This window comes from Arthrobacter sp. P1_B3 (genome assembly GCF_056406615.1).
The window spans coordinates 100,244-122,342 of the sequence record NZ_JBFTZV010000014.1; the positions used below are offsets into that span (position 1 = coordinate 100,244).

Consider the following 22,099-nt stretch of genomic DNA (forward strand, 5'->3'; position numbering starts at 1 on the left):
GGTTCCTCCCTCGGCGGGCGCGGATTGCATCACCGACCGCAGCCCTGGCTATTCAGTGCTACTCCGCTGAGGGCGGCAAAGACAGGGGCCTTGGACCCGTCGATCCCAGCCGCTCAGCTGTCAGCCGTTCAGCACCACATTCACCGGCGGCTCACCTGCCAGCATGAGCTCGATCTGCCGCTGCAGCAGCCGGCCCATCCGCGGCCGCATCGCCGAGCTCGCCCCGCCCACGTGCGGGCTGATGATGACACCCGGGGCCTGCCACAGCGGGTGGTCCTGCGGCAGGGGCTCGGGATCGGTGACGTCCAGCGCGGCGCGGATCCGTCCGGAGGCGGTGTGCCGGACCAAGGCATCGGTGTCCGCCACCGGGCCGCGGGCCACGTTCACCACCAGGGCGCCGTCCGGCATGGCCGCGAGGAAAGCGTCATCAATCAGGTGCCGGGTGGAGTCGCTGAGCGGAACCCCCACCACCACGATGTCGTGCACCGGCAGCAACGCCGGGAGTTCCGCAATGCCGTGGACCTGGCCGCGTTCATCCATCCGTGCCGTGCTGGCCACCCGGGTCACCGACGCCTCGAACGGCAGGAGCCGGTCCTCGATCGCCTTGCCCACCCCGCCGTAGCCAACGATCAGGACGCGGCGGTCGGCCAGGCTGGCGGTGGGCCTGGCATCCCAGCTGCCCTCCTGCTGGTTCTGGATCAGGCGGGGCAACTCGCGCTGGCTGGCGAGGATCAGGGCGAGTGCCAGCTCCGCCGTGGAGGTTTCGTGCACGCCGGACGCGTTGGCGAAGACCCGTCCGGACGGCAGGAACTCCGCCACGCCGTCGTACCCGATCGACTGGCTCTGCACCAGGGCGGTGTCCACCGATTCCAGGCCCTGCAGGACCTGCGGGCCCCCCATGTAGGGCGGCACCACGATGTCGATCCGGGGCAGGGGCGGCTCACCGGTGAGGTCCCATTCCAGGATCGTGACGTCCGCGTGCGGCTGAAGGTATTTACGCAACGCGGCGTCCGGCAGGCTGACAGTAATTTTCCGGCTCATGAGTGCCAGCGTAGTGGACCAGGATGCGGGAGTTTCGTCCGACTTTGGCCGCGCCCCGCGCGCTCCGTGGACTTCGCCCCCAGCCCGGCCTAACGTCGGAGGCGTCACCCCAGTCGAGTCCGGAAGGCCCACGCACATGACGATTCCGGGCCCCCGGCCGGCCGCTCCCACCCACCGCAGGAACATGGTCCTGGTCTGGGCCGCCGCCGCGCTGGTGCTGGCCGCCGTCGTGGTTCTCGGCTCCATCCGCACCGTCCCGTCAACGGAAGGAGATTTCCTGACCGTCGCCCACCAGCAGGCGCCGAGCCCGTCCGCCGCTGCCCCGGCCACCCCGCCGCCCGCCGTCGTCGACCTCCCCGCCGAGATCCAGCGGATCATCGGCGAACACCCCGATCACAGGATCGGCGTCGCCGTGATGGACACCCGCGACGGCCAGCTGCAAAGCTACGGCGACGTGGCACCGTACACGGCGGCGAGCACCGCGAAGGTCCTGACCGCCGCCGCCTACTACCACCTCGTGGAGACCGGCGAAAAGTCACTCGATGCTCCCCTGGGCTCGTTCAATGCCGCGTTCCAGCTCAAGGCCATGATCAACACCAGCAGCGACGACTCGTGGCTGCTGCTGATGCGGGATATCGGCTACCCCAACCTCACCGCCTACGCCGCAACCCTCGGCATCACCTACGATCCCGAGAAAAACCTCATCGCCCCGACGGACATGGTCCTGCTCCTCCAGCAGCTCGCCACGGGCAAGCTGCTCAACCCGGATCACACCGCGGAGCTGCTCGGCTACATGCAGCACACCAATGACGAGGAACTCATCCCGGCGGCGCTCTCCCCCGGCATCACGGTCCACCACAAGTACGGTGTGGTGCAGGGCTACGTCCACGACGCCGCGCTGCTCAGCGCCGGGGACCGCTCCTACGCGGTGGTCATCTACACGTGGGGCCCGGACGACGCCGACAGCGCGAACCGTCTGGACCTCATCCACGACCTGACTCACCAGGTCACCGGCGCCCTGTTCGGGCGCTAACACGACAGACTTGGCGTGATGTTGCGTGTGAGCTGTTAATAGGCTGAAAATCGACCCCTCAAAGGTGGCGCACGCTCCATTACGGGGGCAGGATGAAAGAAGCGGGAATAGTCTCAGCCGCAGCTGCCCGACGGAACTCCACGATGCTGGGCGTCCCCTGGAGGAGCACCAGATGTTGATTCCTTTTGAATTACGAACCGGCCGTCCCGCCGACGCCGGGGCCTCCGGTCCCGCACGGCCCGACGCGCCGCCCTGACCGGAAACGCGCCGACCAACCCGCGGGCCCCGCACTATGGGGCCCGGACCCCGCCCGCATTCCGGGCAGATCGAGGCTGCTGGGGCTTCGGATATTCTCCGGCTCGTGTGCACGAGACGCCGCAGTATTGGGGCAGGCCAGGATCCCGCGAATAAGGCCCGCGCCGACGCGCGGCCCAGGGGGGACCTCCCGGATCCGGGCTTTTTCCAGGGAGTAACCTTGATCCGCATCCTCATTGCAGAAGACGAAGAACGCATCTCCCGCTTCATCGAAAAGGGCCTGCGCGCAGCCGGCTACGCGCCCACCGTCGTCGCCGACGGCGTCTCGGCCGTGGACTACGCGTCCAGCGGCGAATTCGATCTCCTGCTCCTCGACATTGGACTCCCCCGCCTGGATGGTTACGCCGTCCTCGCGGCACTGCGCCGAGGCCAGGTGGGCATCCCGGTCATTGTCCTCACAGCCCGCAGCTCGTCCACCGACACCGTCGCGGCGCTGGAGGGCGGCGCGGACGATTACATCGTCAAGCCGTTCCATTTTGAGGAACTCGTGGCCCGCATCCGGGCGCGGATACGCAAGGGGGACACCGGCGATGTGCTGGCGGGAAGCGTTATGCGCTACGGGCCCCTGGAGTTGAACCTGCTCACCCGCACGGTCAGCGTCGACGGCCGGATGGTGGAGCTCTCCGCCCGCGAATTCGCCTTGGTGGAAATGTTCCTGCTCCACCCTGGGCAGGTCCTGAGCCGGCAGCAACTGCTCAGCCACGTCTGGGGCTACGACTTCGACGGCACGTCCAATGTGGTGGACGTGTACGTGCGCCAATTGCGGATGAAACTCGGCGCCGAGCGCATCCTCACCACCCGCGGCGCCGGGTACCGCCTGAGCTAGGCAGAACACTGCAAAACGCTGCAAGGCCAGCTGATCGTCACAGGAAGGGAAGTGGCCACTGTGGATGAACACCCCGGCGGGGACGGCCAGGCGGCTGTCTCCCCTTCGACGGAATCCCAGGACCCGTCCGGCTGGGGCGCAAAGATCCACTCGGTGCGATTCCGCGTGGTGGCCGCGATGCTGGGCATGATGCTCGCCGGGCTGGTCACCGCGGGGCTGGTCACGTTCGTGGTCCAGTTCCAGGAGTCCGATGCCAGGATCGACCAGGCGGTGCTGGACAAGGCCAACTCCGTGGTCAAGATCGTCCAGACCAAAAAGAAAACGTCCGGGGACTACGCCAACAGGACGTACATCAGCGCGCTTCACGAGGCCGCCGAGGATATCGAACCGCGCAGCAACGAGGTCATGGCCGGGATCGTGGACGGACGGGTGGCATGGACCGTTGAGGGCAGCGGGGACCGAGACCTCCTGGACAGCACGATGTTTGCCGACGCCGCCCATCTCCGGAACCCGTTCGGCGTGTCCTTCGGCGAGCTGAACTCGGACGGCCGCCCGCTCAGGGCTGTGGTGGTGCCCATGAAGGGCGCCCCAGGGACATTCTTCCTGGTCGGCCGGGACGCGGGCGACCAGGAAGAACACAACGCAAGCTCGGTCCGGACATATTCGATGGTGGCCCTCGGCATGCTTTCGGCTGCCGCGGTGATCGGCGGCATCGTTGCCGGGCGGTTGCTCGACCCTCTCCGCCGTATGCGCGAGACTTCCAGGGCGGTGGGCCCGGAAGACCTCACGCAGCGGGTGGAGGTCCGCAAGGGCGAGGACGACGTCACCCTGCTTGCCAAGACCTTCAACACCATGCTGGAAAGGCTGGATGAGGGCGCCCAGCAACAGCAGCAGTTCCTGGACGACGCCGGCCATGAGCTGCGGACCCCGCTGACCATTCTCCGTGGGCACCTCGAGCTGGTGACGGTGGATGATCCTGACGATGTCATTGCCACGAGGGACGTGCTGCTGGACGAGGTGGACCGGATGCAGCGCCTGGTGGACGATCTCCTGCTGCTCGCCAACTCGGGCGACCCCGGGTTCATCCGGCGTGAACCCGTCCGGATCCCGGAGCTCCTGGACCAGGTCATGGAGAAAGTGCACGTCCTGGCCGACCGAAACTGGCAGATCGATGAAAGGGCCGACTACGTGGTGGAGGCGGATCCGCAGCGCCTCACCCAGGCCCTGGTCCAGCTCGCCGCCAACGCCGTCAAGTACACCGGGCAGTCCTCCACGATCGCGCTCGGCTCCCGGATTGAGCGCTCGACGGCGGACGACGGCACTTCGCTGCCCCCACAGGACACCCTCCTGCTGTGGGTGCGCGACGACGGGATCGGCATCGCAGCCGAGGATCAGGAACGGATCTTCGAACGGTTCGGCCGGGCGCACACGGGCCGCGGCGAGGAAGGTTCGGGACTGGGCCTCGCAATCGTCTCGGCCATCGCCCAGGCGCACGGGGGCCAGGCCACCGTGGAATCCGAATACGGCCACGGGGCCACGTTCCTGATCGGGATCCCCTTGCAGTCCGCCAGCGTCCGCGTCTGAGCTGGTCCACCGGCGTCCGCGTCGGATTTGGCCCGCCGGCTGACTCACGCCCGCATCCAACCTTGGCCCGTGCCTAAGCACGGGGCCGCTTAGGCACGGCGTTGGATGAGAAATCCTTAATCTTCTCCTCATCCCGCCCTCACTCTCGGGGCGCAGGCTGATAACTACCATCAGACAGCGCCGGCACCGGACACAGTTGCGATCGCAGCCATATCCGGGGCACCGGGGGCGGGGGAGGATTTGCAGTGGAGCCAATGCGGATAGTGCTGTACTCACATGATTCAGTGGGCCTGGGACATGTGCGTCGGAATCTGGCACTGGCCCATGCTCTGAACAATCAGCTTCCCGGGCTGATCGGCCGCCCCGTCACCGGAATCCTCATCACCGGCACCGCACTGGCCCCGGCGTTCCGGTTGCCCGAGGGCTGGGACTGGGTGCTTCTTCCCGGCGTGGCCAAGGGGTCCGCGGGCTACCTGCCCCGGAACCTGACGTTGCCCATGCATGAGCTCGTGCCGTTGCGGGCCAGCCTGCTGCAGGCAACGCTGGCCGGCTTCGCCCCCCATCTGGTGGTGGTGGACCGGCACGCCACCGGCGTCCACGGCGAACTCGAAATAGCCTTGCGGCGCGCACGCACCGCCGGGCCCGTGCGCGTGGTCCTCGGCCTCCGCGAGGTCCTTGACTCGCCCGCCGCGGCCCTCAGCGAATGGGCCAGGCTGGGCGGGCCCCGCGTGGTCAAGGCCCTGTTCGATGCCATCTGGGTCTACGGTGATCCCGCCGTCCACGATCCCGTGGCCTGCGGCGAGATACCGTTCGCCCTCCGAAAGCTCATCCGGTACACGGGCTACCTCGCTGAGGGGCGCCCTTCGGTTTCCGGCACCAGCTGCATGCCCGGCCGGTATTTCATGACGACGGTCGGCGGGGGCTCGGACGGCTATGCCCTGGCCCGCATCGCCGTCGCCGCACCGGTTCCGGACGGGCTGGGACACTTACTGGTCGCCGGACCGCAGATGCCCGCCGAGCAGCTCAACGACCTCCGCCAGCACGCCCGTCCCGGCGTCAAAGTGGTGTCCGCAGTCGATGACATCGTGTTCCACATCCGGCACGCCGCCGCCGTCGTCGCTATGGGCGGCTACAACACGGTGTGCGAGATCATGAGCACCCCTGTCCCCGCGCTGATCGTGCCACGCACTCAGTCGCGCGCCGAGCAGCAGATCCGGGCCGCGTCCCTGGCCGCGGCCGGGTACCTGGAGCAACACGACATTGGCACGCTGACGCCCGAGATCCTTGCCGGCTGGCTTGCCGCCCGGCTCGGCACCACTGTGGACCGGCGCCGCGCGGTGCTGGACGGCTTGATCCGGGTTCCGCAGCTGGCCGCCGAGCTGCTGCAGCCGCTGGCCGATTCCGATCAGTTCAGCGCCGATCAGGTCAGTGCCGATCAGTTCCAGGCGAACGAAAGCGTTGCCGGAACGCGCGCGAAGGGTGGTGACAGCCGTGTCGCCGTTTGAACCGGGGACGGCGTACGTCCTGAAGATGTATCCGCGTTTCTCCGAAACGTTCATCGTTTCTGAGATCCTTGCCCGCGAGGCGGCGGGGGACCGGATCGAGATCTTCTCCCTCCGGCCCACCAACGACCCCCGGTTCCACCCTGAACTCGCCCGGGTCCAGGCACCGGTGACGTACATTGACCGACCCATCAAGACTGTGGCCCTGTGGGAGAGCCTCCGGATGGCCGAGGCGGCCGGGCTCACGGCCGCCGTCGGCCGGAATTTGGGCGAACTCGCCGCCGCCACGGCAGACGACGCCGTCCAGGCCATCAATCTGGCCACCGCCTTCCAGGCCCGGAACATCCAGCACATGCACGTCCACTTCGCCTCGGGCGCCACCACCGTGGCCCGGCTGGCGTCCCTCATCACCGGAATCCCGTTCTCGTTCACCGCCCACGCGGTGGATATCTTCCATGAATCGGTCCAAAACGAGGATCTGCGGATCAAGCTGGAGCAGGCCCACCACGCCGTGACCATCAGCCAGTACAACATGCGCTACCTGCGCCGCCGCTTCCCGGACTCGACGTCCAGGCTCCATCTGGTGCGTAACGGCCTGGAGCTGGAGCGCTTCCCGTACCGGGAGCCCCGCCCGCTCGGAGCCACCCTGCGGATCGCCGCCGTCGGTCGCCTGGTAGAGAAGAAAGGCTTCCAGCACCTGCTGCCCGCGGCCGCCGAACTGCTGGACCAGGGGGTCAAAATGGACCTCCGGATCGCCGGGACCGGGATCATGGCCGAGGAGCTGGAGGCCAGCATCGATCAGCTCCGGCTACGCGAGCACGTCCGCCTCCTCGGCCCCCAGACCCAGGACCAGATCCACGAACTGCTCCACGCCGCCGATATCTTCGTGGCGCCCTGCGTGATCGGCGCCGACGGCAACGCGGACGGCATGCCCACGGTGTTGCTCGAGGCCATGGCCACGGGCGTCCCCTGCGTCAGCACGTCCGTCACCGGAATCCCCGAGGTGGTCCGGAACGGCTCCACCGGAGTCCTGGTCCGGCCGGGCAGCCCGCACGCCCTGGCCCGCGGCATCCGCACGCTCAGCTCCCCCGCCAAAGACAGGGTCGCCGTGTCGCGCAATGCGCGCGCCCTGATCGAGGAGGACTACGACGTCCACCGCCAGGCCGAACTCCTGAGGTCCCTCTCCCGTTCCGAAAGGAGAGTCGCATGACACGCGTTGCCTACCTCTGCGCCGACCCGGGCGTGCCTGTTTTCGGCACCAAGGGTTCCTCCGTGCACGTCCAGGAAATCGTCCGGGCGTGGCGCGGGACCGGCGCCGCCGTCACGGTCTACTGCACCCGGCTCGGCACCGAGCGGCCCAAGGATCTTGCCGATCTCGACGTCGTCGAAGTCAAGCCGGAATCCGTCCCCGGCCCCGCGCGGGAACGGGCGGTCCAGGACGCCGCGCTGGGCCTGGCGGACGAGGTCCTTCGCAACGGCTGCGGGCTGTTCTACGAGCGCTATTCGCTGTTCAGCCCGGCACTATCCGTGGTGGCCCGCATCCTGGATGTGCCGTCAGTACTTGAGGTCAATGCCCCGCTCATCGAGGAGCAGCAGCGGTACCGTCAGTTGCTGGATGTGAAAAAAGCTGAGACGGTGTTCCGCCGCAACGCCGCAACGGCCGACGTCGTTGCGTGCGTCTCGGATCCTGTGGTGCGCTGGGTGCGGGCGCGGGTGCCGACCGCGAGGACCGTGCTGGCACCGAACGGCGTGAACGTCGAGCGGATCCCGGCCCGCCGCCCCGGCCGCCGGAATCCGGACCACCTCACGGTCGGGTTTGTCGGAACCTTGAAGCCCTGGCACGGTGTCCCCAGCCTTCTGCACGGTGTGGCCCTGGCCAACCAACAGACCGTTGACCCGGGCCTGCGCTGGCACGTCCACGTGGTGGGTGACGGCCCCGGCCGGGAGGACCTCGAGCGCCTCGCCGGGTCCCTCGGCGTGCCGACGGTGTTCACCGGCGCCGTTGCGCCGGCCGCCGTGCCCGGCCTCCTGGCAGACTTCGACGCCGCCGCCGCCCCCTATCCCCCGGACGCGCCCGGCCAGGACGATTACTTCTCGCCGCTGAAGGTCTTTGAGTACATGGCGGCCGCGCTGCCCGTGATCGCGAGCGCCGTGGGCCAGATCCCGTCCATCATCCAGGACGGCCGCACCGGGATCCTCGTCCCGCCCGGGAACCCCGCCGCACTCGCGGACGCCCTTATCCGGCTCGGCGAAGACCCGAATCTGCGGGACAGGCTGGGGCTCGAGGCCCGCAGCGACGCCGTGCTGAGGTTCAGCTGGAGCAGTGTGCTGTCCCGGATCACCGAGGCACTGCCGCCTGCACGCAGACTGGCAAGGCAATGACCACCGCTTCCAGGCATGCGCACCCCCGCAGCTGGCGGACCCTATGGCGAAGGACCCGCACCCACGCGCCGGCTGAACCCACACCGCTGCGGCGGACCTTGCGGTGCGTCCGCCCGCATTTGCGCGGGCACAGGCTGCTCATCACCTGGGGATTCATTGCCATGGCCGCGGAAATCCTCTTCCGGCTTCTTGAGCCGTGGCCAGTGAAGATCGTCCTGGACTCCGTCTCACACTCACTCGGCGCCAATCTGCGCAGGTCCCCGCTCAGCGTGGAGGCGAGCGCGGAGGTGCTGCTCCTCTGCGCCGGCGCAGTGATCGTCATCAGCCTCATCAGGGCCCTGGCCAGCTACGTGTCCGCGATTTCGTTTGCGCTCGTGGGTACCCGGATTTCCTCCGAATTGCGCGCCCGTACCTTCCGCCACCTCCAGGGCCTGTCGATGCGCCACCACAGCCGCGCGTCCACCGGCGACACTGTCCAGCGGCTCGTCGGGGACGTGTCCCGGCTGCAGGATGTGGCCGTCACGGCGGGGCTCCCGCTCATCGGGAATACCGTGTCGCTGATCGCAATGATGATCATTATGCTCTGGCTCGATCCTTTGATCGCCCTGGTGACGTTCGTGTCCATCGGGATATTCGTCTTGTTGTCCCGCAGGAGCTCGGGATCGATTACCACCGCGGCCCGCAAGTCACGCAAGGGCGAAAGCGCCCTTGCCACCACCGCCGCGCAGACGCTCGGAGCAATGCGCGAAGTCCAGGCGTATGGACTCGAAGACACCATCAGCTCGGGCTTCAGCAAGAGCAATCAGGCGGCACTTGGCTCCGGTGTGACCACGCTGCGGCTGGCCGCCAGCCTGCAACGGAAGACCGACGTCCTGACGGGAATCGCAACGGCGGTAGTCCTGGCTGCCGGCGGCTGGAGGGTGATGCAGCATGCGATGACCCCCGGTGATCTGGTCGTTTTCCTGTTTTACGTGAAGACCGGGCTAAGGCCGCTCAAGGATGTGGCCAGGTACACGAGCCGTATCGCCCGCGCGACGGCCTCCGGGGAACGGGTGGCAGACCTGCTTGAGGCCCAGAGCGACGTGCCCGAGGCACCGCACGCCGTCGCCCTCAAGAACCCGCACCCGGACATCGTGTTCGACAACGTCTGGGCCGGTCACTTCGACGGAACCGCGGTGCTCAAGGGGATCACCCTGACCATACCGGCGGGTCAGCACTGCGCCGTGCTGGGGCCCTCCGGGGCCGGGAAGTCAACGCTGGCCAGCATGATCCTTCGGATGGTGGACCCTTGGGAGGGGAGTGTCAGCCTCGGAGGTGAGGACCTGCGGTCCCTGAAGATCGCTTCCGTGCGTGCCCATGTCTCAATCCTCCTCCAGGACTCCGTGCTGTTTGGAACTTCGGTCCGGGAGAACATCAGGTTCGGCCGCCTCGATGCCACCGATGAGGAGATCGAAGCCGTGGCGGCCCTTGCCCAGGCCGACGGTTTCATCCGCGCACTGCCCCAGGGCTACGAAACCGTCCTCGGCGAGGCGGCCAACGATCTTTCCGGGGGCCAGCGTCAACGGCTGGCCGTCGCCCGCGCCATGCTCCGCAAGGCCCCCATTGTGATTCTGGACGAGGCGACGGCCGGGCTTGATCCGGCCTCACGGGATTCGGTCCTCAGTGCATTGGACACACTCACCCAAGGCCAGACCTCCATCACGATTACCCACGACGTCAACTCGGCCCAATCATGCGACCGGGTGATCTGGCTCGAAGACGGCAAAATCCTCGAAGATGGGCCGCCGCAGTTATTGCTGACAGATCCCGATTCCCGCTTCGCCGACTGGGTCCATCGGCAGCAGACGGCAGAACCGGGTGACCTGTTCAAGGTGCCGTCATGAGCATCGCCCCGCAGGGACAAAGGCTGCAGGGACAACGGCTGCAGGGACAATGGCTGCAGCCGCAGCGGCGCGAAGCTGACCGTGCCCTGGCGGCCCGGGACACCCGGATCCCGGGCCTGAACTGGGTCCTCGACGACGAGCTGCTCTCCGAGCTCCTGGGCGAAAGCGTCCGGATCACCAGGACCCGCTACAAACCGCACAACTCGGCCCTCGTCGCCTTCCGCCGGGCCGGCTACGGGGCCGGCAGCTACGGCTGGGCATCGACCACAGCACCGGAGCACGCCGAGAAACTGCAGCGGCGGGCGGACAGTTCGCAAAAGCGCGGCGGCGGCATCCTGCTGGTCCAACCCGATCATCCCCACGCCGACGTCGTGGTGGCTGTCGGCCCCATCGAGGAGGACTGGCCGCTGCGCCCCAACCTGCGGTGGCTCCGGGACCACGGGCTCGGACGGCTCGGAGCACTCCCCGCGGCAGAGCGGTTCCTGGACCCCCCGGTCAGCGTGCTGAGATACAACCCGGAGCGCAGGCTCGTTGCCAGGGTCCCTTCGGCGACGGTGCCCGTCGTCGTCAAGACCGCTGTCCAAGCTGACGAAGCTGCCGCAGGCCTCCGCCTGCGGCAGCGGCTGGAGAGCAACGGCATCCCGGTCCTGCCCGAACTCGCCGACGTGGAATGCGCCGCGCACGGCATCAGCGCCTCCCCGGACTGGGGCCACGGAGACCTGAGCGGCGGCGACAACGACCCGGCCGCCTACCGGGCCGGCCAAGCCCTGGCGGCGATCCATGGAATGGACGCGGGAACCGGGCCGGACCCCGCGGCGGAGGTGGAAGACCTGGTACGGCAGCTCGCCGCCACGCGGTCCATGATCACCTGCCTGCTCCCGGGGCTCGAGGCTCCGGTAGCCCGGCTCACCAGCCGGCTCCTGGCAACCGTCGGCGCCGCCGGCCCCCACGGGCCCGCGCAAGTGCTGGTCCATGGCGATTTCTCGGCGGACCAGGTCCTGGTGGACGGCCCGGCCGTCCGCATCATCGATTTCGACCGTGTCAGGACCTCCGACCCGGCGAGGGACCTTGGGTCGTTTGCCGCGGTGGAGGACATCGCAGACCCCCCAGGTGCCGGGCCCGTGGCCGGTGGCCGCAAGACGGCCCAGCTGATCGACGGTTACCGCGAGGCTGGCGGCCACGTATCGCAGGCCAGGGTGGAGACCTGGGCGGCGTTCCGGCTGTTCCTGAACAGCGTCGACCCGTTCCGGAACCGGGCCAGCGACTGGCCGGCCGACACGAGCTGGCATATCCGCCGAGCCCTGGAGTTGATCGCATGATCTGGCACCCACCGCTTTGGAATTACACCGACGACGCCGGCACCGCGTGGCGCGTCCACAAGGCGTGGCCCGATAAAGAACCCGGAGAATACCTGCTGGAGGTCGAGACTGCGGGACGGCCCGGCGTCCGGGGAGCACATTTGAGCCATGGCCGCTTTGAGGTCCTGCCGGAGGACGATCCCGAGCTGCCGGCCCTTCGGACCGAAAGACAGCGCGGGGAAATCATTGCCCACTGGCCGTACACGCGGGCCATCATCCGGGCGGAGGGTTGCTACATCAAGGTCTTCCGGCCCGGCAGGGCCGCAGTCCCGGCCGAACGGTGCGCTCAGACGGACCTCCTGCTGGACGCCGGCGCCTTTACGGCGCCCGAGGTACTTCAGAGCTCCCCGGACACCCTCGTTTTGAGCGCCCTCTCCGGACCGACGCTGGGCGAAATCGGCGAGGACTACTTCACGATCGGCGAGAAGGAGTTTGCCGGCGCATGGGAAGAGTGGTCCCGCGCGTGGCTCGCCCAGCTGAGCGCGGCGTCTGATGCCAGCAGACAAACCGTTCTGGGCGCCCTGCCGGTCCATTCACCGGAAGTGGAAGCGAAGGCCGTGGCCCGTTGGTTGAAACGATGGCTGCGCCACACAGCGAATGTTCCGGAACTGTCCACCCAACGCGACACCTTGATCGCCATGGCAGATTACGTCACGGCGAACCTGCTCGGCTCGGTACCGGACCCGCTGGTATGGGCCCACGGAGACCTGCACGACCGGCAGATTATCGCCGGCGACGGCCGGTCCCCGTTCGGGCTGCTGGACTTCGACGATACTGCCCGGGCCGAGGCCGCCCGCGACCTCGCCTACCTGGATTTCCATCTGGAGCGGCGCATGTGGCGCAATAACCTGACGTCGGCGCGATACCTGAAGGCCCACACGGTGGTGCTGGCCGTCGCCGAGCAATTGCAGGTCAGCCCGGATCGGTTCGATGCCTACGCGGACGCACGCTGGCTGCGACTGGCCTGTTCTTCGCTCCCTTCGGGCTCGTTGCTGGCGACCCGCGTTCTCGAAGACCGGGTAAAGCAGCGTGAGTCCTTCGGATCCACCATCCTGGCCGCCAGCCGGTCCCTCGGATCCCGGAGCTGATCCACATGGGCTGGCACCCGCCCGTCCCGGCCGCCGTCCTGGATGCGGACAACTTCGAATGGCAGGTCATCCGGTCCTGGCCCGACGACTCCGCGGAGGACTATGTCCTGGAACTGGCCGCCGCCGACCGGGCAGGGGTCCGGGCGGCCCACCTCCGGGCGGGGCAGCTGGAGCTTCTGCGGGACGGCCGCGACCGGCGTCTGCCCGCCCTGAAGCACGCGTCGCCGCTGGGTGAGGTGGTGGTGCACCGGGCCCACAAACGGGCCGTGGTCAGGGCCGGGGAGCACTACCTCAAGATCTTCCGGGCCCGCCAGTCCGACGAAGCGGTGGGCAGGCACGCCCGGATGAACGAGCTCCTCGGCGCCGGGGACTTCCGCACCCCGGAAATTGTTTCCTGCACCCCGGGCTGCCTCACGATCATGGCGCTGCCCGGCCGTTCCCTGTTCGAGCTCGGAAACGACCCAGCCGTCAGTGATGACGTGTTCGAAGAAGCCTGGCAAGAATGGTCCCGGGCCTGGGTCCGGCAGCATTCCCTGGCCCGGGCTCCGGAGCACCGCCTGACCCTTGAGGCGCTCCCGCCCCGGACGGCCGCCGTCGAACTGGAGAACCTGCAACGCATCGTGCACCGGTGGCTGGTGCACGCCGGGGATATTCCGGCAGCACAGCCCGAGCGCACCGCCGTGCGTGTGGCCGCAGGGCAGACCGCCCAAAAACTGCTCCGGACCGATCCGGACCCACTCGTGTGGTCCCACGGCGACCTCCACGACAAGCAGATATTCACCGGGGATCCCGGCGCTCCCCTGGGGCTGCTGGACTTCGACGAAGCCGGCCGGGCCGAGGCCGCCGCCGACCTCGCGAACCTTGCCGTGCACCTGCGCCTGCGCCTGCGCCAACACCGCCTGACCGCCGAAAGGTACCAAACCGCCCACCGTCACGTCATCGCCACCGCCGACGAACTGCGGGTCACCCCCGCCCGGTTCGACGCCTACGCTGCCGCGACCCGCTTGCGGCTGGGCTGCCTCTATTCCTTCCGGCCGCAGTGGGCGGCCGTGGCAGAGGAGTTTCTCCTTCCGGATGGTGAACAGGCCCTGGCCGAGGGGGTTCCGGCCGCTAAAGTGGAGCCCACGTACTGACTGCACTGCATATTGACCGCCCAATATTGACCGCCCCAGATCGAACCGCACGCAACCGGGAGGACCGCTGGCATGGCTTACATCAAGGTTGGAACCGAAAACAGCACAGACGTCGAGCTCTACTACGAGGACCACGGATCCGGTCAGGCCGTGGTCCTTATCCATGGCTACCCGCTGGACGGCTCATCCTGGGAAAAGCAGACAACTGCGCTGCTCGGCGCTGGCTACCGCGTCATCACCTACGACCGCCGCGGCTTCGGACAGTCCAGCAAGCCCACCGACGGCTACGACTACGACACCTTCGCCGCGGACCTCAATACGCTCCTGACCACTCTGGACCTGAACGACGCCGTGCTGGTGGGCTTCTCCATGGGCACCGGCGAAGTGGGCCGATACCTCGGCACCTACGGCTCTGCCCGGGTGGCGAAGGCCGTGTTCCTGGCCTCGCTCGAGCCGTACGTCCTGCAGGCCGAGGACAACCCCGGCGGGGTCCCGCAGTCGGTGTTCGACGGGCTGATGGAGGCCGTGACGGCAGACCGGTACGCCTTCTTCACGGAATTCTTCAAGAACTTCTACAACAGCGAGACCTTCCTCGGCACCCCCCGGCTCAGCCAGGAAGTCATGAACGCCGGGTGGAACCTCGCCACCGGTGGCGGGGCCACGGCGTCGGCGGCAGCGCAGCCGACCTGGCTCACGGACTTCCGTGCCGACATTCCCAAGATCGATGTCCCGGCCCTGATTGTGCACGGCACGGCGGACAACATCCTGCCGATCGACGTCGCGGGACGCCAGTTCGCCAAGGCGCTGCCGAACGCCGAGTACGTGGAGATCGACGGCGCCCCGCACGGCATGCTGTGGACCCACGCCGCGGAGGTCAACGAGGTTCTGCTGCGGTTCCTGTCGAGCTAGCGGGGCCGAAACCGTTCGGCTTTCCGCGGCGATTTCGGACAAGCGCATCCCGGATCGGGAGTCCGCCTGTCCGATACCGCCGCACTTTTCGAAATTCGCCGCGGATCCGACAGTCCGGTTGACACCCGTCACACGGTACGGTTCAATTTTTTGCATATGCTGAAATAACAGTTCCACGATACGAATATCTTGTCCGTATAGCCCTACACCGTGGATGCCAGCATTGACACAAAGGATCTGGCACATGCTGTTGGAAGACTTTAACGCGGCCGGACGCGCCGAGGCCGCGGCCGCACTGCGTCCCTGCCTGGACATTGAGCGGTGGATTGAGGAGATGGTCGATTCCCGGCCCTTCGGCAGCACCGGAAGCCTCCTCGAAGCCGCCGCCCGCGCGGCGGAACCCTTCACCAATGCGGAGGTGGGGGCCGCCCTGGCCCACCATCCCCGAATCGGCGAACGGGCCGCAGGAAACAGCACGGAGGCCCGGCTCTCCCAGTCGGAGCAGGCGACTCTTGGCGCCCCGGTTCCGGCTGTCGCCGCAGCCATCGCCGAGGGAAACCGGAGCTATGAACAGAAATTCGGCCAGGTATTCCTGATCCGCGCGGCAGGCCGCAGCCGGGAGGAGATCCTCGCCGCTCTCCACACGAGGCTCGCCCACACTCCCGAAGAGGAACAAGTAGTTATCGGCCAGCAGCTGCGCGAAATCGCGGTACTCCGACTCGAAGGACTGATCGGCGCATGAGCACTTCCCACATCACCACGCACGTCCTGGACACCGGCTCCGGCAAGCCCGCCGCGGGCGTCGCCGTCACCTTGGACATGCTCGACGGCGAGCGCTGGGTCAGGATCGCAGCCGGGGCCACGGATGACGACGGGCGCGTCACGTCACTTGGTCCCGCCAGCCTGGGCTCCGGCACGTACCGGCTGGGTTTCGACACCGGAGCCTATTACGCCGCCGCCGGGACCGAGACCTTCTTCCCCGAAGTCACACTGACCTTCGCTGTGTCCCAGACGCAGTCCCACTACCACGTGCCGCTCCTGCTGAGCCCCTTCGCCTACTCCACTTACCGCGGCAGCTAAGAAACACCCTCACGCCCCGCCACCCGCCACGGCTTCAGCCCCGGGCTGGTCCCCTGCCGGGTGGCGGGGCGCAGCCATGCCCGGCGCCGCCCGCCCCGGGAACCCCACGCCAGTCACAATCGACATTTTCCCGGCGAACCGGGCCGGCCGGCCCACAACCCTTGACAGTGGCCCAGCTCACTTCTATTCTCAATTTTGGGATCCCAAAACGGGATCCCAAAATAAGTAAGCTTGCCGGGCCCCGGCCTCCCAGGATCTGCATCGGATCTCCGAACTGATATCAGCGCTGATATCAGCCCCGCTATCACCACTGGACAGGCCGCGAACAGGACGCCCCACACCCCGCATCCTGGCCCGCGGACAAATCGACCCTCATCACTTGCCGGCATTTTTCCTCTCTATCAAGGAGAAGTTGTGTCTCTTCCAGATACCGAAACCGCAAATACCGAAACCGCACTACAGCCCGCTGACCCCACAGGCTCCAAGGACCGCGTGCAACGGCGCACCAATGTCCGCTGGAAAATGTTCCTCCTCCTGCTGGTGCTCGTGGCCGTGAACTACATCGACCGGGGCTCCATCTCGGTCGCCCTGCCCATCATCCAGAAAGAATTCAACATGGCCCCGGAGCTCGTGGGCCTCCTGCTCTCGGCCTTCTTCTGGACCTACGCCCTCATGCAGATCCCCGTCGGCTGGCTGATCGACAAGTTCGGCCCCCGCAAGGTGATGACCGCGTCCTGCGTCGGCTGGGGCGCCGCAACGGCAGCGTCCGGCCTGGCCGGCGGCTTCCTCAGCATGTTCATCGCCCGCCTGGGCATCGGCGTCACCGAGGCCGGCGTCATGCCGGCCGGCGGAAAGCTGAACGCCATCTGGATGCACAAATCGGAACGCGGCCGCGGCGCCACCATCCTGGACGCCGGTGCCCCCTTGGGCGCCGGGCTGGGCGGCATCCTCATCGCAGGCCTGATCGCCTCGACGGGCAGCTGGCGGACCGCCTTCATCATCGCCGGCGCCGCCACCGTCCTCATGGGCCTCGCCGTCTGGTGGTACGTCCGGGACAATCCGCGCCAGCACCGCGGAGTCAACGACGCCGAGGCCGAGTACATCGAGGCCTCCCACGCCGCCGAGGACGCCGAAGCCGAGCTCGACGGCAGCAAGGGCAAACGCGCCCTGCTCCCCTACCTGAAGTTCCGCTCCTTCTGGGCCATGTGCTTCGGCTGGCTGGGCTTCAACGGAGTCTTCTACGGCCTGCTCACCTGGGGCCCGCTCTACCTGGCCCAGGCCAAGGGCTTTGACCTGAAGACCATCGGCTGGTCCACGTTCGTGATCTTCGGTGCCGGGTTCGTCGGCGAAATCCTCGGCGGCACCATCGCCGACAAATGGCGGGCATCGGGCGCCTCGGCCAACCGGGTCATGCGCACCCTCCTGGGCACCTCCAGTGTCGTAGTGATCGGCGGCCTCATCGGTGTCACCGTCGTGGCAGATCCGACGACGGCGGTGGTCCTCCTTTCCGTCGTCATGTTCTTCCTTCGCTGGGTGGGCCTCTTCTGGAGCATCCCCTCGATCCTGGGTGGCCGGACCAACGCCGGCGTCCTGGGCGGCGCGATGAACTTCAGCGGCAACATCTCCGGCTTCGTGACCCCGATCGCGGTCGGCCTGATTGTCGGTGCCACCGGCTCCTACACCTGGGCGCTGCTGTACTTCGTGGGATCCGCGATCATCATGGGCGCATCCGTGCTGACCCTGAACTACAACAAGCGGCTCCCTGTCTAAGCTAGGCCACGCAACACTTGTTCCCGGAGCCGGGAACGCAGTGCCACAAGAACCCGAATGGAGCACCATGCTTACCGCAGAAGAAACCCAGGACAAGGAACGCCCCCTCCGGGAGGCTGTCCGGGACACCCTCCGCACCAGGATTTTTGAAGGGCACTACGTTCCCGGTACCAGGCTGGTGGAACGCGACCTGGCGGCCGAGTTCAATGTCTCCCGCCTCCCGGTCCGCGAGGCCCTTCGCATGCTTCGCCAGGAAGGTCTGGTCAGCGACCGCGGCGCGCGCGGTGCCGAGGTCAGCTCGCTCAGTTCCAAAGACGTGGAGGATCTCTTCGACGTCCGCCAGTCGCTCGAAGTGCTGGCCTGCCGGCTGGCTGCGGCCCGCGCCACGCCTGAGGACCTCAGCGCCTTGGAAGGCCTGCTGGAAGAGGCAGACCGCTGCCTGGCCAGGGGCGCCATCATGGAAGCCCACCGCGCCAACAGCGAATTCCACGATGCCATCACCCGGATCGCGGACAACGGCTTCCTCAAGTCCGCACTCGAACCGCTCCAGGGCCGCATGCACTGGCTCTTCCGCCACGTGAGCGACCTCCCCGAACTCATCGAGGAACACCGGGCCCTCTACGCCGCAATCGCCAGCGGCGACCCTGACCGGGCAGCCGCCCAATCGGCGTCGCACATCGACAAATACCGGGAACAGTTTCCGGAGGATTTTCGCCGGACGGAACCCGCCCTTCATCGGAAGAACTTATGAAACTCCTTGTCATCAACCCCAATATCAGCGACGACGTCACCGCCCTGATCGAAGCGGAGGCCCTCCGCTCCGCCTCCCCCGGGACCGAACTCGTGGTCCGGACCGCCGGGTACGGCGTGGAATACATCGAAACCCGCTTTGAATCCCTCATCGCCGCCGGTGCCGTCGCCGAAATCATCGCCGAGTACACCCGCGACGGGTCCGGCAGCAGCATCGACGGCGTCGTGGTCGCGGCGTTCGGAGACCCCGGCATGCCCGCGCTGAAGGAACTGACAGATGTCCCGGTCATCGGGATTACCGAGGCGGCCTTGTGTGCCGCCGCCCTGCAGGGGCACCGGTTTTCCATCATCGCCATCTCCGACCGGATCCGGCCCTGGTACCAGGACTGCGTGGAACGATTCGGGCTCGGCGGCCGGTTGGCCTCGATCCGCTCCATCAACGAGAGCCTCAACGGCATCGGTTCCGTGCAGGAGGACTTCAAGGAGACCCTGCTGGCCCTCAGCCGCCAGGCCGTCGCCCAGGACGGGGCCGACGTCGTGATCCTCGCCGGCGCGCCGCTCGCCGGACTTGCCCGCGAGCTTGCCGGCCAGATCCCCGTCCCCTTGGTGGACGGCATCTCCGCGGGCATCCAGATGGCCCAGTCGGTGGTCAACCTCCAGTCCGGGCGGCACCGGGCGGGCGCCTTCGCACCGCCACCGGTCAAGCCCCGCAAGGGACTCTCGAAAAACCTCGATGCCGCTCTTACGACGGCGCAGCGCAGTACGCAGTTGCCCGCACCGTCCGCCCTATCTCACTAGCTTTTTTCCCCGAAGGAGGACAACGATGTCCCACACCCCAGACCTTGTCATTGCCAACGGCACCGTGGTCAACAGTTTCGGCCGCCAGGACGCGCACGTCGTGGTGCATGGCGGAACGATCGTCCAGCTCGTGGACGCTTCGGAGCCGGTCCCCGCTGCCGCCAGGACCATCGACGCCGCCGGCCAGTTGGTGATTCCCGGCGGCGTGGACGGCCACTGCCACGTCGCCCAGGTCACCGGGCGGTTCCGTACCCTGGATGACTACCGGACCACATCCACCGCTGCCCTCTGGGGCGGCACCACTACCATCATCGACTTCGGCATCCCCCGCGACGCCCGCGAGACCCCGCTGGCCGCGGTGCTGCACAAGAAGGAACTGGCACGCGAGTCCCGCTGCGACGTCGCCCTCCACGGCTCGGTGGTCCAGTGGGACGAAACCGTGCCATGGCAGCTCGAACAGCTCGCCGCCGAAGGTGTCCGTTCGGTCAAGATGTACACCACCAACCGGGGCACCACCATGGCCGACGGGGACACGATCCTGAAGGTCATGCGCGAGATGGTCCGGCTCGACGGCCTCACCTACATCCACGCCGAACACGATCCCATCATTGCCGACTGCACCCAGCAGCACGCGGACGACGGCCGGATCAGCATTGAACACCTGCACCGGACCCGCCCGGAACTCGCGGAGGAAATCTCGGTCAAGGAGACCCTGGCGATGGCCGAGTACACCAACGCCCCCGTCTACTTTGTGCACCAGTCCACGCCGGGCGCCGTAGACCTCGTCGCCGAGGCCCGCAGCCACGGCCAGGAGGCCTACTCCGAGACCTGCCCGCACTACCTCACCCTTGATGACAGTGTCTACGGATCGGTGATGCCGGAGTGGTTCGCCTGCTGCCCGCCGATGCGCAGCCCGGAGACCGTCGCCGCGCTGCGGGACCGCCTTGCCGCCGGCGCCATCCACACGGTGGCTTCGGACCACTCCTGCTACGACCTCACGCAAAAGCGGGAGCGCGCAGATGACATCCGCGAAATGCCGCACGGACTGCCTGGAGTGGAAACCCGCATGCCCGTCACGTTCACCGCCCTGATGGACGCCGCCGCCGGGGCAGCCCGCGTGGAGGACTTCGTCGAAGTGTTCGCCGCCGGCCCGGCCCGCATCAACGCCCTGCCGGGCAAGGGAACCATCGCGTCCGGGTACGACGCCGACCTGGTCATCTTCGATCCGGCCGAGGAACGCGCCGTTGACGGCGCTGCCCTGCACATGGGAACGGATTTCTCACCGTTCGACGGCAGGACGCTCACCGGCTGGCCCGCCGTTGTGGTGTCCGCCGGACGTGTGGTGCTGGACGCCAACGGCTTCCATGACCCGGGTCCCGTGGGCCGGTTCGTGCCCCGCAGCGGTTTCCGCGAACACCAGGCGGCCGCCGACCCCGTCACCGCCCCCGCTGCCCTTTAGGAGCACCCATGCCTTCCGCAACCCGCCCCACCCGCATCGGCATGATCGTGCCGTCCTCCAACACCTGCCTCGAGCCGCAGAGCTACCGGATCCTGGGCGACCGCGACGACGTGACCATCCACTTCGCCCGGATCCCGGTCACCAGGATTGCCCTGGACAAATCCTCGGACAAACAATTCGACGCCGCCGTCATGCGGTCGGCCGCCGAGCTCCTCGCCACCGCCGATGTGGACGTCATCGCCTGGAACGGCACCTCCGGCTCCTGGCTCGGCGCCGACCATGACCGCCGGATCGTGGAGGACATCACGGACGCCACCGGCGTCCCGGCCACCACATCCACCCTGGCCTACATGGAGGCGTTCCGGACCTTCGGCACCGAGCGCATCGGGCTGTTCACTCCGTACACGGAGGACGTCAACGAACGGATCGTGGCGTCGTACGGACGGGACGGCATCAAGACGCTGGACCACCGGTTCCTCGGCCTGAGCGACAACGAGTCGTTCGCCCGCGTGGCCGATGAGGAGATGCGTCCGGGGTCGCTGGAGCTGGCGGCGGCCCGGCCGGACGCCATCATCTACCTCTGCACCAACCTCTACGGGGCCAACATCACCGCCGAAATCGAGGCCGAAACGGGCGTTCCTGTCCTGGACTCAGTGGCCGTCACGCTGTGGCATTGCCTCAGGATGGCGGGCGCACCGCTGCTGGCCCCGCGCTGGGGCAGGCTGCTCACCTCAGCCTAAAAGCAACGCGGGCTCAGATGCAGCCGAATCTGGCGGCGGCTCAAATGGGCCATATCTGAGCCCGCGTTGCTTGTGGCGCCCTTCCGCCCGATTGTGACTGCAGGACCCGCGGTGCCCCGCCGCAGATGTTGACGCGCCTCGGCCTGCGTCGATAATCTCGAATTGCAAGAAAGTTTTCTCACAGAATGAAAACTTGAGCCGACCATTCAACGACGAAAAGAGGTTGGACGTGGCTGCAGGAGAAGATACCTCCCATATCCTCAGCGGGTTGACAAACCAGCTGCCTGATCGTGATCCGGAAGAGACCGCCGAATGGCTGGAGTCCCTGGATACCCTGATTCAGGAACAGGGCACCGAGCGTGCCCAGTACATTATGCGCAGCCTGCTCCAGCGGGCCGGCGCGCAGAGCGTGGGTGTCCCGATGGTCACCACCACGGACTACGTCAAC

20 protein-coding genes are annotated in these 22,099 nt (G+C 67.4%); 19 read left to right on the forward strand and 1 reads right to left on the reverse strand.

Annotated elements, in window-relative coordinates; all coding sequences use genetic code 11:
• Positions 1-120: 120 nt before the first annotated feature.
• Positions 121-1,041 (reverse strand): 2-hydroxyacid dehydrogenase, encoded by a 921-nt coding sequence (locus AC1D2F_RS15270; protein WP_476967072.1) that lies wholly within the window; start codon positions 1,039-1,041, stop codon positions 121-123.
• 136 nt (positions 1,042-1,177) lie between these two features.
• On the opposite strand from AC1D2F_RS15270, the gene AC1D2F_RS15275 reads away from it, so the two are divergent.
• The 19 genes from AC1D2F_RS15275 to AC1D2F_RS15365 form a co-directional block, all read left to right on the forward strand.
• Positions 1,178-2,074 (forward strand): serine hydrolase, encoded by an 897-nt coding sequence (locus AC1D2F_RS15275; protein WP_476967073.1) that lies wholly within the window; start codon positions 1,178-1,180, stop codon positions 2,072-2,074.
• Between the two features lie 475 nt (positions 2,075-2,549).
• Positions 2,550-3,215: a response regulator transcription factor gene (locus AC1D2F_RS15280; protein WP_229995391.1), complete on the forward strand. Its 666-nt coding sequence runs from the start codon at positions 2,550-2,552 to the stop codon at positions 3,213-3,215.
• Between the two features lie 51 nt (positions 3,216-3,266).
• Positions 3,267-4,799 carry a sensor histidine kinase gene (locus AC1D2F_RS15285; RefSeq protein ID WP_476967074.1) on the forward strand — a complete coding sequence of 511 codons (1,533 nt, stop codon included), beginning with the start codon at positions 3,267-3,269 and terminating at the stop codon, positions 4,797-4,799.
• A gap of 254 nt (positions 4,800-5,053) precedes the next feature.
• The gene (locus AC1D2F_RS15290; protein WP_364744410.1) at positions 5,054-6,304 is read left to right on the forward strand and encodes a glycosyltransferase family protein; all 1,251 of its coding nucleotides are present in this window, start codon (positions 5,054-5,056) and stop codon (positions 6,302-6,304) included.
• On the forward strand, positions 6,291-7,511 hold the full coding sequence (locus AC1D2F_RS15295; RefSeq protein ID WP_229995388.1) for a glycosyltransferase: 1,221 nt from the start codon (positions 6,291-6,293) through the stop codon (positions 7,509-7,511). Before AC1D2F_RS15290 ends, AC1D2F_RS15295 begins: the two co-directional genes overlap by 14 nt.
• On the forward strand, positions 7,508-8,683 hold the full coding sequence (locus AC1D2F_RS15300; RefSeq protein ID WP_229995387.1) for a glycosyltransferase family 4 protein: 1,176 nt from the start codon (positions 7,508-7,510) through the stop codon (positions 8,681-8,683). The genes AC1D2F_RS15295 and AC1D2F_RS15300 overlap by 4 nt, the downstream gene beginning before the upstream one ends.
• A complete protein-coding gene (locus tag AC1D2F_RS15305; RefSeq protein ID WP_229995386.1) occupies positions 8,680-10,566 on the forward strand; it encodes an ABC transporter ATP-binding protein in 1,887 nt (628 codons plus the stop codon). Before AC1D2F_RS15300 ends, AC1D2F_RS15305 begins: the two co-directional genes overlap by 4 nt.
• On the forward strand, positions 10,563-11,885 hold the full coding sequence (locus AC1D2F_RS15310; protein WP_229995385.1) for a phosphotransferase family protein: 1,323 nt from the start codon (positions 10,563-10,565) through the stop codon (positions 11,883-11,885). The genes AC1D2F_RS15305 and AC1D2F_RS15310 overlap by 4 nt, the downstream gene beginning before the upstream one ends.
• Complete coding sequence (locus AC1D2F_RS15315; RefSeq protein ID WP_229995384.1) at positions 11,882-13,012, forward strand: phosphotransferase; 1,131 nt, start codon at positions 11,882-11,884, stop codon at positions 13,010-13,012. Before AC1D2F_RS15310 ends, AC1D2F_RS15315 begins: the two co-directional genes overlap by 4 nt.
• Before the next feature lie 5 nt (positions 13,013-13,017).
• Positions 13,018-14,145, forward strand: a complete 1,128-nt coding sequence (locus AC1D2F_RS15320; RefSeq protein ID WP_229995383.1) for a phosphotransferase — start codon at positions 13,018-13,020, stop codon at positions 14,143-14,145.
• Between the two features lie 72 nt (positions 14,146-14,217).
• Positions 14,218-15,054 (forward strand): alpha/beta fold hydrolase, encoded by an 837-nt coding sequence (locus AC1D2F_RS15325; protein ID WP_229995382.1) that lies wholly within the window; start codon positions 14,218-14,220, stop codon positions 15,052-15,054.
• A 244-nt stretch (positions 15,055-15,298) separates the two neighbouring features.
• Positions 15,299-15,796: a 2-oxo-4-hydroxy-4-carboxy-5-ureidoimidazoline decarboxylase gene (uraD, locus tag AC1D2F_RS15330; protein WP_364744280.1), complete on the forward strand. Its 498-nt coding sequence runs from the start codon at positions 15,299-15,301 to the stop codon at positions 15,794-15,796.
• On the forward strand, positions 15,793-16,134 hold the full coding sequence (uraH, locus tag AC1D2F_RS15335) for a hydroxyisourate hydrolase (protein ID WP_364744277.1): 342 nt from the start codon (positions 15,793-15,795) through the stop codon (positions 16,132-16,134). The genes uraD and uraH overlap by 4 nt, the downstream gene beginning before the upstream one ends.
• A 414-nt stretch (positions 16,135-16,548) precedes the next feature.
• Positions 16,549-17,904 (forward strand): MFS transporter, encoded by a 1,356-nt coding sequence (locus AC1D2F_RS15340; protein ID WP_229995379.1) that lies wholly within the window; start codon positions 16,549-16,551, stop codon positions 17,902-17,904.
• 67 nt (positions 17,905-17,971) lie between these two features.
• Positions 17,972-18,655: a GntR family transcriptional regulator gene (locus AC1D2F_RS15345; RefSeq protein WP_476967075.1), complete on the forward strand. Its 684-nt coding sequence runs from the start codon at positions 17,972-17,974 to the stop codon at positions 18,653-18,655.
• Positions 18,652-19,452: an aspartate/glutamate racemase family protein gene (locus tag AC1D2F_RS15350; protein WP_229995377.1), complete on the forward strand. Its 801-nt coding sequence runs from the start codon at positions 18,652-18,654 to the stop codon at positions 19,450-19,452. Before AC1D2F_RS15345 ends, AC1D2F_RS15350 begins: the two co-directional genes overlap by 4 nt.
• Positions 19,453-19,477: 25 nt before the next feature.
• Complete coding sequence (locus AC1D2F_RS15355; RefSeq protein WP_229995376.1) at positions 19,478-20,911, forward strand: amidohydrolase family protein; 1,434 nt, start codon at positions 19,478-19,480, stop codon at positions 20,909-20,911.
• 8 nt (positions 20,912-20,919) lie between these two features.
• Positions 20,920-21,651 (forward strand): maleate cis-trans isomerase family protein, encoded by a 732-nt coding sequence (locus AC1D2F_RS15360; RefSeq protein ID WP_364744271.1) that lies wholly within the window; start codon positions 20,920-20,922, stop codon positions 21,649-21,651.
• A gap of 229 nt (positions 21,652-21,880) precedes the next feature.
• The coding region (locus AC1D2F_RS15365) for a hypothetical protein (protein WP_476967076.1) at positions 21,881-22,099 on the forward strand (219 nt) is incomplete at its 3' end.